General features: G+C 70.8%; 12 protein-coding genes. 9 read left to right on the top strand and 3 right to left on the bottom strand.

Going from position 1 to position 11,396, the window contains the following annotated elements; all coding sequences use genetic code 11:
* Positions 1-11 precede the first annotated feature (11 nt).
* A complete protein-coding gene (locus O7607_RS13085) occupies positions 12-869 on the bottom strand; it encodes a hypothetical protein (protein WP_269703457.1) in 858 nt (285 codons plus the stop codon).
* Positions 862-1,362, bottom strand: a complete 501-nt coding sequence (locus tag O7607_RS13080; RefSeq protein ID WP_269703455.1) for a SigE family RNA polymerase sigma factor — start codon at positions 1,360-1,362, stop codon at positions 862-864. Before O7607_RS13080 ends, O7607_RS13085 begins: the two co-directional genes overlap by 8 nt.
* Before the next feature lie 151 nt (positions 1,363-1,513).
* Between O7607_RS13080 and O7607_RS13075 the strand changes: the two genes are divergently transcribed.
* The 3 genes from O7607_RS13075 to O7607_RS13065 are packed head-to-tail and all read left to right on the top strand — an operon-like array spanning position 1,514 to position 4,448.
* The gene (locus tag O7607_RS13075; protein WP_269703454.1) at positions 1,514-2,278 is read left to right on the top strand and encodes an ABC transporter ATP-binding protein; all 765 of its coding nucleotides are present in this window, start codon (positions 1,514-1,516) and stop codon (positions 2,276-2,278) included.
* Positions 2,263-3,957, top strand: a complete 1,695-nt coding sequence (locus O7607_RS13070) for an ABC transporter permease (RefSeq protein ID WP_269703453.1) — start codon at positions 2,263-2,265, stop codon at positions 3,955-3,957. Before O7607_RS13075 ends, O7607_RS13070 begins: the two co-directional genes overlap by 16 nt.
* Positions 3,957-4,448 (top strand): SRPBCC family protein, encoded by a 492-nt coding sequence (locus O7607_RS13065; RefSeq protein ID WP_269703452.1) that lies wholly within the window; start codon positions 3,957-3,959, stop codon positions 4,446-4,448. The genes O7607_RS13070 and O7607_RS13065 overlap by 1 nt, the downstream gene beginning before the upstream one ends.
* Before the next feature lie 21 nt (positions 4,449-4,469).
* Here O7607_RS13065 and O7607_RS13060 read toward each other — a convergent pair whose 3' ends face one another.
* On the bottom strand, positions 4,470-4,727 hold the full coding sequence (locus O7607_RS13060; RefSeq protein WP_269703451.1) for a hypothetical protein: 258 nt from the start codon (positions 4,725-4,727) through the stop codon (positions 4,470-4,472).
* Between O7607_RS13060 and O7607_RS13055 the strand changes: the two genes are divergently transcribed.
* From O7607_RS13055 to O7607_RS13030, 6 genes are all read left to right on the top strand, one after another.
* Positions 4,717-5,313 carry a flavin reductase family protein gene (locus O7607_RS13055; RefSeq protein WP_442929481.1) on the top strand — a complete coding sequence of 199 codons (597 nt, stop codon included), beginning with the start codon at positions 4,717-4,719 and terminating at the stop codon, positions 5,311-5,313. The genes O7607_RS13060 and O7607_RS13055 overlap by 11 nt on opposite strands.
* Positions 5,314-5,550: 237 nt before the next feature.
* Entirely contained in the window at positions 5,551-5,919 is a 369-nt protein-coding gene (locus tag O7607_RS13050) for a DUF485 domain-containing protein (protein WP_269703448.1), read from the top strand.
* Entirely contained in the window at positions 5,897-7,570 is a 1,674-nt protein-coding gene (locus O7607_RS13045) for a solute symporter family protein (protein ID WP_269703447.1), read from the top strand. Before O7607_RS13050 ends, O7607_RS13045 begins: the two co-directional genes overlap by 23 nt.
* A 67-nt stretch (positions 7,571-7,637) precedes the next feature.
* On the top strand, positions 7,638-8,615 hold the full coding sequence (locus O7607_RS13040; protein ID WP_269703445.1) for an NAD-dependent epimerase/dehydratase family protein: 978 nt from the start codon (positions 7,638-7,640) through the stop codon (positions 8,613-8,615).
* 74 nt (positions 8,616-8,689) lie between these two features.
* Entirely contained in the window at positions 8,690-9,937 is a 1,248-nt protein-coding gene (locus O7607_RS13035; RefSeq protein ID WP_269703444.1) for an LCP family protein, read from the top strand.
* Positions 9,938-10,140: 203 nt separating this feature from the next.
* On the top strand, positions 10,141-11,355 hold the full coding sequence (locus O7607_RS13030; protein ID WP_269703443.1) for an LCP family protein: 1,215 nt from the start codon (positions 10,141-10,143) through the stop codon (positions 11,353-11,355).
* Positions 11,356-11,396: the final 41 nt, after the last annotated feature.

Here is an 11,396-nt window from a genome sequence, read left to right as displayed (position 1 = left end):
CCGAGCACCCGTCAGCAGGTGTCCGTGCCGGCGCACAGCCGGTTCGCCACCGACCGGGCCAGCCGACGTGCCTCGGTGGGCGTGGTCTGGGAGTCGAGGCGTAGCTGCGCCACCAGATCGCCCTGCCGGACGAAGAGCCAGCGGCCGGGCTTCCCCCCGATGTCGCTGCCCACCAGCACCCCGTCGTCGCCACCGAGCGACTCGGCCATGATCGACAATGAGTCGTCCGGCTGCTCCATCTCGCAGCCCGCGACAAACTTGCGGAGATTCTTCATCACCGTGGTGGCGGAGGTGCCCGAGTGCCGGGTCACCCGCTGGGTCAGCCAGTCGGTGGGCGAGTCGAACGTCACCGACCGGGTGGCGATCTGCCCGTCGGCCAGCGTCGGCGACTCGTTCTTGCAGAAGAGGGTCACGGACTCCAGGGACCAGTCACCCTCCACCCCTTCCGTCTCGATCGTGAAGCCCGACGGGAGGTCGGCGAGCTGGAGCATCGCCGCCGCCGGAATCGTCCGGCTCGGCGCACGGCTGGTCGACCCGCCGCCGGTGCTGCCTACGGGCCGCCCGGTGGTGCGACTCGGTGTCGCCGCCCCGCTCGCGGACGGCTCGGCCGACGGCGTGGAACTCGGCGTGGGCGTGGGAGTCGGCGTGGTGGGCTCGACGGTCGCCGGGGGCACGGGTGGCGGCGCGACGTCCGGACGGGCCAGCGCCACACCCGACGCGACGACACCCACCGCGACCACCGTGGCCAGGCCGGCGGCGATCTGGGTACGCCGCGTCCGCTGCCGACCTCGGCGCCGCACCTGCTCGGTGGGTGGCCAGACGAGGTCATCGGTGTCCCGGTACAGGTCCGAGAAGATCGGATCAGGCATTGCGGATCTCCTCCGGCAGGGTCATGTCGAGCAGGGCGGCGAGGGCCTTGCGACCCCGGGAGAGGCGAGCCTTGACCGTGCCGCTGGGTACGCCGGTCTGCGCGGCGATCTCCGCGACCGACAGGTCGGCCAGGTGATAGAGGACGACGGCCTGCCGCTGGTCCGAGGAGAGCTGCCGCAGTGCGGCGACCAGAGCCACTGTGTTCTCCGAGGGGGGCCGCACCGGTGGTGGTGGCCCGTGCCTCCGGTAGGCGACGACGCTGTTGCGCACCTTGCGCCACCGGTTGACCAGCAGGCGGTGACCGACGGTACGGACCCACGCCTCCGGATCGTCGTACTCGCTGACCTGCGACCAGCGCTGCCAGGCCCGCGCGTACGCCTCCTGGGCGGCGTCCTGCGCCTCGGCCCGGTCACCGCCGAGCGCGTACAGCACCGTCACCACGCGTTGTCTGCTGCTCCGGTAGAACTCCTCGAACGCACTGTCCGCATCCATGTCTCTCCCCGCTGCCGTCCCTGGGACTGACACCCACCGACCCGGTCGTCGGTTGCAGGCCGTCGGCAATGCGACTCGTAGCTCTCAGGGATGATGCGAGATCATCCTGCCGTCCGAGCGGCCGTTCGCCGGGGCCCGATACGGTCGGACCATGACCGATCAGCAGCCGGCACTCTCCCTTCGTGGTCTGGCCAAGCGCTTCGACACCAAGGTCGCGGTGGCGGGCGTCGACCTCGCCGTGCCGACCGGCTCGTTCTACGGCCTGCTCGGACCGAACGGCGCGGGCAAGACCACCACCCTCTCCATGGCCGTCGGCCTGCTGCGGCCCGACGCCGGTGAGGCGCGGGTCCTCGGGTACGACGTCTGGGCCGACCCGGTACGCGCCAAGAGCCTGCTCGGCGTGATGCCGGACGGCGTACGCCTCTTCGACCGGCTGAGCGGGGCGGAGCTGCTGGCGTACCACGGTCTGCTGCGCGGTATGGACCCGGCGGTGGTCGACCAGCGGGCGGCGGAGCTGCTCGACGTGCTGGCGCTCTCCGACGCCGGCCGCACGCTCGTGGTCGACTACTCGGCGGGCATGAAGAAGAAGATCGGGCTGGCCTGCGCGCTGCTGCACGGTCCGCGCCTGCTGGTGCTGGACGAGCCGTTCGAGGCGGTCGACCCGGTCTCGGCGGCGCTGATCCGCGACATCCTGCACCGGTACGTCAGCGGCGGCGGCACGGTGATCTTCTCCAGCCACGTGATGGAGGTGGTCGAGCGGCTCTGCTCGCACGTGGCGATCCTGGCCGAGGGCCGGATCAAGCGGGTGGGCACGCTCACCGAGGTGCGCGGCGACCGGTCGCTCGAGGAGGTCTTCGTGGAGGTGGTCGGCGGCCGGACCGCCACCGGCGAGGAGCTGTCGTGGCTGTCCCGGTGACCGTCCCCGAGCGGCCCGCCCGGCGCGTGTCGCCGTGGCACTTCGTCCGTCTCAAGCTGCGGGTGCTCGGCAACAACTTCCGCGGCCAGAAGTGGCGGGTCGCGCTGTTCGTGCTCGGCCTGCTGTTGGGGCTCTGGTTCGCCGCCGTCGGGTTCTTCCTGCTGGCCGCGCCCGGGCTGGCCGGCGAGTCCCGGTACGCGCTGATGATCGCCGCCTTCGGCGGTGGCCTGCTCACGCTCGGCTGGCTGCTCCTGCCGCTCGTCTTCTTCGGCGTGGACGAGACGCTCGACCCGGCCCGGTTCGCGCTGCTGCCGCTGTCCCGCCGCACCCTGGTCACCGGCCTGCTCGCCGCCGCGCTGGTGAGCGTGCCGGCGCTGGCGACGGCGATCACGGCGGCCGGGCTGGTGGTCACCGCCGGCGCGCTCGGTGGATGGCCGGCCGCCCTCGTCGGCGTGGTCGGCGTGGTCGTCGGGCTGCTCGTCTGCCTGGCCGGCGCCCGCGCGCTGACGAGCGCGTTCGCGACGATGCTGCGCTCCCGCCGGGTCCGTGACCTGGCCGCCGTGCTGCTCGCGGTGCTGGCCGCACTGCTCGGGCCGTTGCAGTTGCTGGTGCTCGCCGCGGTACGGCAGACCGACTGGGACCGGCTGGACGGTGTGGCCCGGGTGGTCGGCTGGACGCCGTTCGGCGCACCGTGGACCGTCGGTGTGGACGTGGCCCAGGGCCGGGCCGGCGCCGCGGTGGTGAAGCTGCTGATCGCGGTCGCGACGCTCGGCGTACTCCTGTTCTGGTGGTCCCGGTCGCTGGAGACGGCGATGGTGGGCGCGGCGAGCAGCGGCCCCGCGCGGGCGCCACGCGGGGTGGCCGGCGGCGCGGTGACGCAGCTCTTCCCCCGCGCGGTGGGCTGGGCCCGGCGGGACCGGTTCGGCGCGATCGTCGCCCGGGAGTGCCGCTACTGGTGGCGGGACGCCCGTCGCCGGGCGAACCTGATCACCGTCGCCGTGGTCGGCGTGTTCGTGCCGCTGATGGTCAACCTGGGTGGCCCGGCGTTCCTGTCCGAGGGCGGTGCCGCGTTCGACCAGGCCACCGCCGACTCCTCACCGGCGATGGTCAGCCTCACCATGATCTTCGTCGGGGCGCTCGCGTCGTTGACGCTCGCCAACCAGTTCGGCTTCGACGGCAGCTCGTACGCCGCGAACGTGGTCGCCGGGGTGCCCGGGCGGGTGGAGCTGCGGGCCCGGATGGCCGCGTTCTCGATCTACGTGGTGCCGATGCTCCTCGTGATCGCGGTCGCCCTCGCCGTCGTCCTCGGCCGGCCCGCATGGCTCGGTGTCATGGGTGGCGCGTTGTTCGCCGCGTACGGCTGCGGGCTGGCGATCAACGCGTTCGTCTCCGTGCTCGGCGCGTACTCGCTGCCCGAGTCCAGCAACCCGTTCGCCCTGAACAGCGGCGCGGGCTTCACCAAGGGCCTGCTCACCCTGGTCTCCATGGTCGGCTCGGCGGTGGTGGCGGTGCCGTTCGTGCTGGCCGCCGCGCTGCTCGGCGACGTGTGGCTCTGGCTGGCGCTGCCGCTCGGCCTGGCGTACGGCGGGGGCGCGGCGCTGCTCGGCGCGTACATGGCCGGGGACACACTGGATCACCGGCAGCCGGAGCTGCTGGCGAACGTCACCCCGAGGCGCTGATGCCTGTCGTCGAGGCGGTCACCACCGTCCCCGTTCCCCCGGAGCTGGCGTTCGCCGTCTCCCAGACCACCGCACCGGTGCGGTACCGCTGGGACCCGTTCGTCCGTGAGCAGCACTTCGTCGACGGTGCGACGCGGCCCGGCCGGGGCGTACGCACCTTCACCCGGTCCCGGCACGGCCTGGTCATGGTGAGCGAGTACGTCTCCTGGTCGCCGCCGACGAACGTCGGCATGAAGATGGTGCGCGGACCGTGGTTCTTCGAACGGTTCGGCGGCGGCTGGCGCTTCGCGCCCGGTCCGGAGCCGGACACCACGATCGCGACGTGGCGGTACAACTTCCGCTGCCGGCCCGCGTTTCTGCGCCCGGTCGCCGAGCGGATCGGGGGGTGGTTGCTCGGGCGCGACATCCGGCGCCGGATCGCCGGGTACGCGGCCGGCTGCGCCGATCCGGAGGTGCTGGCCGCCGCCCGCCGGTTGCTCGCCGACGACTGATCCGCGCGTCCCGGCCCGCCGTCAGGCGGTGCGGCGCATCGCCGCGTAGACGTGGTGGCCGTCGCCGACGCTGGTCATGGTGACCAGCTCCCAACCGTAGTTGGACAGGTGCTCGACCGCTTCCATCAGCGGCTGGAACGCCCGGCGACCCCAGGTGTTGTTCGCCCGCACCAGCAGGTGCCGGTGTGGATAGGCGCGCAGGTCGACCTGGCCGCCGAGGACGGCGTCGGCGGCGACCACCCGTTCCTGGGCGAGCTGCTGCGGGGGGATGAGATTCATGCCCGGCAGGGTAGGGCGTTCCGTCGAACCTCGCCCGACGGCGGGCGGCACAATGTTTCACGTGAATCCAGATCCGGGCGCGCAGATCCACTCCACCGATCCGTTCGCGGCGCCGGCCGGGCAACGCTCGCCGGTGCGGCGGCTGCGCGGCCGGCTGGCCGCACCGGTGACGCTCTGGACCGCGCCCGGACCGGCCGGGCTGACCGTCTCGTCCACGCTCGTGGCCGAGGGCGAGCCGGACCGGCTGCTCGGCCTGATCGATCCGGAGTCGGACCTGTGGGCGGCGATCGAGGAGGCCGGACGGTTCGCGGTGGCCCCGCTGGGCCCGCAGCACCGCCAGCTCGCCGACCGCTTCGCCGGGCTGTTCCCGTCGCCCGGCGGCCTGTTCGCGCTCGACGCCTGGACCGAGACGCCGTACGGCCCGGTGCCGGCGGACGCCGGCGGGTGGGCGGGGTGCCGCCTGGACACCGCCCGCGAGTACGGCTGGGCCCTGCTGGTCGAGGCCACCATCGAGTCGGTGGCCCTACCTGCGGACACCCCTCCGTTGCTGCACTACCGCGGCCGCTACCACAACCTCCCCGGCTGACCCCTGCTCCGACGATCATGAAGTTGGCCGCATTCGGCGTCCGATTTGTCGCCGTCAACTTCATGATCAACGGGGTTGGGGTGACCGGTTAGCGGAGTGACGTGGGTCACTGGGCGCAGTGGGGGTGCCGTTCGGCGCAAGCGTCGACCGGCCCTCGGCGGAGCCTTCCCGGGCCGGGAGCGCCCTCTCTACCGTGCGCGAAACTCCCCCACGCCTTGCGAAGGTGGTGATCCACAGATGTCCACGGACACACCCGCGTCCGCACCCGCCGAGTCGGCGGCGGAACGGTACCTCGCCGTCCAGCGGTCGGACGAGTTCGCCGGGTTGCGTCGCGCGCTGCGCGGCTTCGTCTTCCCGATGACCGTCGCGTTCTTCCTGTGGTACGCGCTCTACGTCATCCTCTCCGCGTACGCGCGGGGATTCATGGGCACGAAGCTGATCGGCAACATCAACGTCGCCCTGGTCTTCGGCCTGCTCCAGTTCGTCTCCACGTTCGTCATCGCCTGGCTCTACTCCCGGTTCGCCAACCGCCGGATCGACCCGGTCGCCGACAAGATCCGTGACGAGATCGGGGAGGTGACCCATGAACACGGTCCTCGCGGCTGAGGCGGGCAGCACCACCGCCCGGAACCTCACCATCACGCTGTTCCTGGTCTTCGTGGCGATCACGCTGGCGATCACCGTCTGGGCCAGCCGGCAGACCAAGACCGCCACCGACTTCTACGCCGGCGGCCGGTCGTTCTCCGGTTTCCAGAACGGCATGGCGATCGGCGGCGACTACATGTCGGCGGCGTCCTTCCTGGGCATCGCCGGCATCATCGCGCTCTACGGCTACGACGGCTTCCTCTACTCGATCGGCTTCCTGGTCGCCTGGCTGGTGGCGCTGCTGCTGGTGGCCGAGCTGCTGCGCAACTCCGGCCGGTACACGATGGCGGACGTCCTGGCGTTCCGGATGCGGCAGCGGCCCGTCCGGACCGCGGCGGCGGTCTCCACCATCACCGTGTCGATCTTCTACCTGCTGGCCCAGATGGTCGGCGCCGGCGCGCTCGTCGCGCTGCTGCTCGGCATCAAGCCGGGCACCACCTTCCTCGGCATGGACGCCGACACCGCCAAGGTCGCCACCATCATCCTGGTCGGCGCCCTGATGATCATCTACGTGACGGTCGGTGGCATGAAGGGCACCACCTACGTGCAGATCGTCAAGGCGTTCCTGCTGATGGGCGGCGCGCTGGTGATGACGCTGCTGGTGCTCGCCAAGTACAAGTTCAACCTGTCCTCGCTGCTCGGCGACGCGGCCAGCGCCTCCGGCAAGGGAGCGGCGTTCCTCGAACCCGGGCTGCGCTACGGCGTGGAGACACCCGGCGACGCGCTGAAGACGTTCTACAGCAAGATGGACCTGCTCTCGCTGGGCATCGCGCTGGTCCTCGGCACGGCCGGCCTGCCGCACATCCTGATCCGCTTCTACACCGTGCCGACCGCGCGGGCGGCCCGTAAGAGCGTGCTCTGGGCGATCGGCATCATCGGCTCGTTCTACCTGCTCACCCTGGCGCTCGGCTTCGGCGCGGCGGCCATCGTCGGCGGGCAGGCGATCACCGAGCAGGACAAGGCCGGCAACACGGCGGCGCCACAGCTGGCCGAGGCGCTGGGCGTGGACTTCCTCGGCGGGAACCTGGGCGGCGCGACACTGCTGGCGATCATCGCGGCGGTCGCGTTCGCCACGATCCTCGCCGTGGTCGCCGGGTTGACGTTGGCGTCGTCGTCGAGCCTGGCGCACGACTTCTACGCCAACGTGATGAAGAAGGGTGAGGCGTCGGAGCGGCAGGAGGTGAACGTCGCCCGGATCTCCGCGCTGGTGATCGGCGCGGTCTCGATCGTCCTGTCGATCTTCGCGCAGAACCTGAACGTGGCGTTCCTGGTCGCGCTGGCGTTCGCGGTCGCCGCCTCGGGCAACCTGCCGGCGATCCTCTACAGCCTGTTCTGGAAGCGGTTCAACACCTCGGGCGCGGTCTGGGCGATCTACGGCGGCCTGCTCGCCGCCGTGGTGCTCGTCTTCTTCTCGCCGGTCGTCTCCGGCGCGCCGACGGCGATGTTCCCCGACCACGACTGGCAGTGGTTCCCGCTGTCGAACCCGGGCATCATCTCGATCCCGTTCGGCTTCCTGTGCGGCTGGCTCGGCACGATCCTGTCCAAGGAGAGCGACGAGGAGAAGTACGCGGAGCTGGAGGTGCGCTCGCTCACCGGAGCCGGCGCGCACTGATCACCACGCTCGACCGGGGCCCCTGCCTTGCGCGGGGGCCCCGCCTCGCGTGTATAGGCTGACCGCCATGAAGGTCGCTCCCCGCTTCGGTACCGGACACCGCATCCTCGTCACCGGCGGCGCCGGTTTCGTCCCGTCCCACCTGGTCGACCGGCTCGTCGAGCGCGGTTGCACGGTCGTGGTGCTGGACAACTTCGTCACCGGGTCCAAGGACAACGTGGCCCACCTGCTGGACAAGCCGACCTTCACGCTCGTCGAGGCGGACATCTCCGACGGCCTGCCGCAGCACCCGGCGATGGCCGAGCGGTTCGACGCGATCCTGCACATGGCGTCCCCGGCCAGCCCCACCGACTTCGAGAAGCTGCCGGTGGAGATCCTCCGGGTCGGCTCGGTGGCCACGCTGGCGCTGCTGGAGCGGGCCACCGACGACGGCGCGCGGTTCCTGATGGCCTCCACGTCCGAGGCGTACGGGGACCCGAAGGAGCACCCGCAGCGCGAGACGTACTGGGGCAACGTCAACCCGATCGGCATCCGGAGCGTCTACGACGAGGCGAAGCGCTTCTCCGAGGCGGCCACCATGGCGTACCACCGCAGCCGGGGCACCGACACCGCGATCGTGCGGATCTTCAACACGTACGGCCCGCGGATGCGCCCGGACGACGGCCGGGCCATCCCGACGTTCATCTCCCAGGCGCTGCGCGGCGAGCCGATCACGGTGCACGGCACCGGCAACCAGACCCGCTCGATCTGCTACGTCGACGATCTGGTGCGCGGCATCCTGCTGCTGCTCGACTCGACCCAGACCGGGCCGATCAACTGCGGCACCGAGCACGAGATGTCGATGCGACAACTCGCCGAGACGATCGTGTCACTCACCGGAAGCACGTCCGAGGTGAGCTACATCACGCGTGCTTCCGATGACCCGGAGATGCGGCGCCCGGACCTGACCCTCGCCCGCGAACTGCTGGGATACGAGCCGAGCGTCACGCCCGAAGACGGCCTCCGGCGCACGATCGAGTACTTCCGCGGGCGTCTCGGGTACTGAACCCGCCGGGGACGCGGCTGACATCGGCGCGCGTACGAGGGCGTCGGTGGCCCGGCCGACCTACCCTCGGTTACATGTCAGCGACCTCGTCTGCCGGCGCCCCGATCCCCCGACACCTCAGCCGGGGCGCGGGCCGCGCCTCGGTTCCCGGCTCCGACCGGGCCGCCACCGGGCGCGCCCGCCCCTCGGAAGCCAGGTGGTACCCCGCACACGACGAGGCGCCCCGCTCCGGCGGTCCCGGCGGCCCGGCCGGCCCGATCGGTCCCGGTGGCCCGGGTGGCGGTGGGCCGGGCGGGTCCGGGCGGCGTGGACCTCGGCCGCGCTGGGGGCGCATCGGCCTGGTGGCCGGGGTGGCGGTGCTGGTGCTGGCGCTGCTCGGCGGCCTCGGCGCCTGGTTCTACGCCCGCAACCTGGACGACGACCTGGCCCGCACCGACCCGTTCGCCGGGATCACCGGGGGACGGCCGGCCAAGCAGGTCGACGGCGCGTTCAACATCCTTCTCGTCGGCAGCGACTCGCGCGATCCGGACGCCCCTGTCGACGGCTCCGGCAAGTGGCGCGCGGACACCGTGATCGTCATGCACATCCCGTCCGACCACAAGAGCGCCTACCTGGTGTCGGTGCCGCGTGACCTGTACGTGCCGATCCCGGAGAGCGCCGGCGCGTCCTGTGACTCCGGGTCACGCAACAAGATCAACGCGGCGTTCGCGTTCGGCGGCCTGCCGCTCGCGGTGAAGACCGTGGAGTGCTTCACCGACGTACGGATCGACCACGTCATGGCCATCGACTTCGGCGGTTTCAAGGAGGTCACCGACGCCCTGGGCGGGGTCGACCTCAAGGTGGAGCGGACCATCACCTCGATCCACAAGCCGTACCGGACGTTCACCAAGGGCGTGAACCACATGAACGGCGCCGAGGCGCTGGACTGGGTCCGGCAGCGCAAGCAGTTCCCGGACGGCGACTTCGCCCGGATGCGGCACCAGCAGGAGTTCCTGAAGGCGCTGATGGACAAGGCGGCCAGCACCGGGACGCTGACCAACCCGAAGAAGCTGAACGACTTCCTCAAGGCGGTGACCGCCGCCGTCACGGTCGACCAGGGATTCTCGTTGACCGACATGGCAGTGCAGTTCCGCAGCCTGCGGGGCGACAACCTGACGTTCGTCACCAGCCCGCACCTGGGCGGCCAGACCATCGACGGCCAGTCGGTGGTGGTCTCCGACCGGGAGAAGGCGCTGGCGATGTACAAGGCGATCGCCGCGGACCGGATGGCCGAGTGGATGCAGGCCAACAAGAAGGGTTCGGGCGACAACGCGGGCGGCTGACGCCGGCACGACACGACCGGTACCGCGCGTTAGAGCCTCGCCACCACGGAGGCCAACCGCCGACCGGCTCCTTACCCCTGCCCGTTCGGCCACAACCCGGGAACGGTGGCCGGTATTGACGGGAATTGCGAGCCTACGAGGTCGCGAGAACGGGAACAGATACGTAAAGTGGTCCCGCCCCCGATCACCGAGCTGGAGCACGCATGTCGGTCCAGACCAGCCGTCGCCCGCAGTCACCGGCACCCGGATCATCCGGGCGGGTCCCTCCGGTCATCCCCACACAGCCTGGTTCCGGCGGTCGCGGTCCCGGCGGTGGCAAGAAGAAGCGCACCAAGCGCAAGGACCCGCTCTGGGCGAAGCTCACGCTCGTGCTCGGCGCCGTGCTGATGGTGACCAGTGGCGTCGCGATCGTCGGCAGCAAGGCGGTCATCGGCCAGGCCACGGACAACATCGCCCAGCGCAACCTGCTCGGCGGGGCGGGCAAGAGCGAGGCCGAGGGCGGCAACAGCCTCGAAGGCCCGATCGACATGCTGCTGCTCGGTGTGGACGCCCGCGAGCGCTGGGCCGCCGACGACGTCCGGTCGGACACGATCATCATCCTGCACATCCCGGCCAGCCACGACCAGGCGTACCTGATCTCGATCCCCCGGGACACCGAGGCGCGTATCCCGGCGTTCGAGAAGAGCGGTTACAAGGGCGGCACCGACAAGATCAACGCGGCCTTCTTCCACGGCGCCCAGAACGGCGGCGGCTGGGAGGGCGGCGCGCAGCTGATGGCCAAGACGATCAAGTCGATGACCGGGATCGGCTTCGACGGCGCCGCGATCATCAACTTCGGCGGCTTCAAGAGCGTGATCGACGCGCTCGGCTCGGTGCGGATCTGCGTGAGCCACGAGGTCAAGTCGCACCACATGTCGTACGTCGACGGCAAGCCGATGTGGAACGCCGACGCGAAGAAGACCGGCAAGCCGTACAAGGCAGTGGTGCACAAGAAGGGCTGCCGGGAGATGGAGGGCTGGGAGGCGCTCGACTACTCCCGCCAGCGCTACGGCCTGCCGAACAGCGACTACGACAGGCAGCAGAACCAGCAGCAGCTGATCAAGGCGATGGCCAAGAAGGCCACCGAGGGCGGCATGCTGACCAACCCGCTGAAGCTGAACTCGCTGATGAAGGCAGCGGGCAAGGCGTTCGTCCTGGACACCGGCGGCGTGCCGATCGCCAACTTCATCTTCACGCTCAAGAACCTCAACGGGAACGACCTGGTCACCCTGCGGACCAACGGCGGCACCTTCGCGGGCAACGACAACGGCCGGGAGACGTTCAACGAGACGACGATGGACATGTTCAAGGCGGTCAAGAACGACAAGCTGGCCGACTTCGTGGTGAACAACCCGGACGTCCTCTCCACCCGGAAATGACCCGCTGACCTGCGCGAAAGCGGTAACGGTCGGCCGATCCC

This window comes from Micromonospora sp. WMMA1949 (genome assembly GCF_027460145.1).
GTDB lineage: Bacteria > Actinomycetota > Actinomycetes > Mycobacteriales > Micromonosporaceae > Micromonospora.
Note: the sequence above shows the minus strand (reverse complement) of the source record. Positions and strands in the feature narration are given on the sequence as shown.

What these genes read in the sequence shown, in the direction of transcription:
- O7607_RS13065 (WP_269703452.1), top strand. Translation starts at nt 3,957, where the DNA reads ATGCCTGTCGTCGAGGCGGTCACCACCGTCCCCGTTCCCCCGGAGCTG.
- O7607_RS13035 (WP_269703444.1), top strand. Translation starts at nt 8,690, where the DNA reads ATGTCAGCGACCTCGTCTGCCGGCGCCCCGATCCCCCGACACCTCAGC.
- O7607_RS13045 (WP_269703447.1), top strand. Translation starts at nt 5,897, where the DNA reads ATGAACACGGTCCTCGCGGCTGAGGCGGGCAGCACCACCGCCCGGAAC.
- O7607_RS13030 (WP_269703443.1), top strand. Translation starts at nt 10,141, where the DNA reads ATGTCGGTCCAGACCAGCCGTCGCCCGCAGTCACCGGCACCCGGATCA.
- O7607_RS13060 (WP_269703451.1), bottom strand. Translation starts at nt 4,727, where the DNA reads ATGAATCTCATCCCCCCGCAGCAGCTCGCCCAGGAACGGGTGGTCGCC.
- O7607_RS13055 (WP_442929481.1), top strand. Translation starts at nt 4,717, where the DNA reads ATGAGATTCATGCCCGGCAGGGTAGGGCGTTCCGTCGAACCTCGCCCG.
- O7607_RS13075 (WP_269703454.1), top strand. Translation starts at nt 1,514, where the DNA reads ATGACCGATCAGCAGCCGGCACTCTCCCTTCGTGGTCTGGCCAAGCGC.
- O7607_RS13080 (WP_269703455.1), bottom strand. Translation starts at nt 1,362, where the DNA reads ATGGATGCGGACAGTGCGTTCGAGGAGTTCTACCGGAGCAGCAGACAA.
- O7607_RS13085 (WP_269703457.1), bottom strand. Translation starts at nt 869, where the DNA reads ATGCCTGATCCGATCTTCTCGGACCTGTACCGGGACACCGATGACCTC.
- O7607_RS13050 (WP_269703448.1), top strand. Translation starts at nt 5,551, where the DNA reads ATGTCCACGGACACACCCGCGTCCGCACCCGCCGAGTCGGCGGCGGAA.
- O7607_RS13040 (WP_269703445.1), top strand. Translation starts at nt 7,638, where the DNA reads ATGAAGGTCGCTCCCCGCTTCGGTACCGGACACCGCATCCTCGTCACC.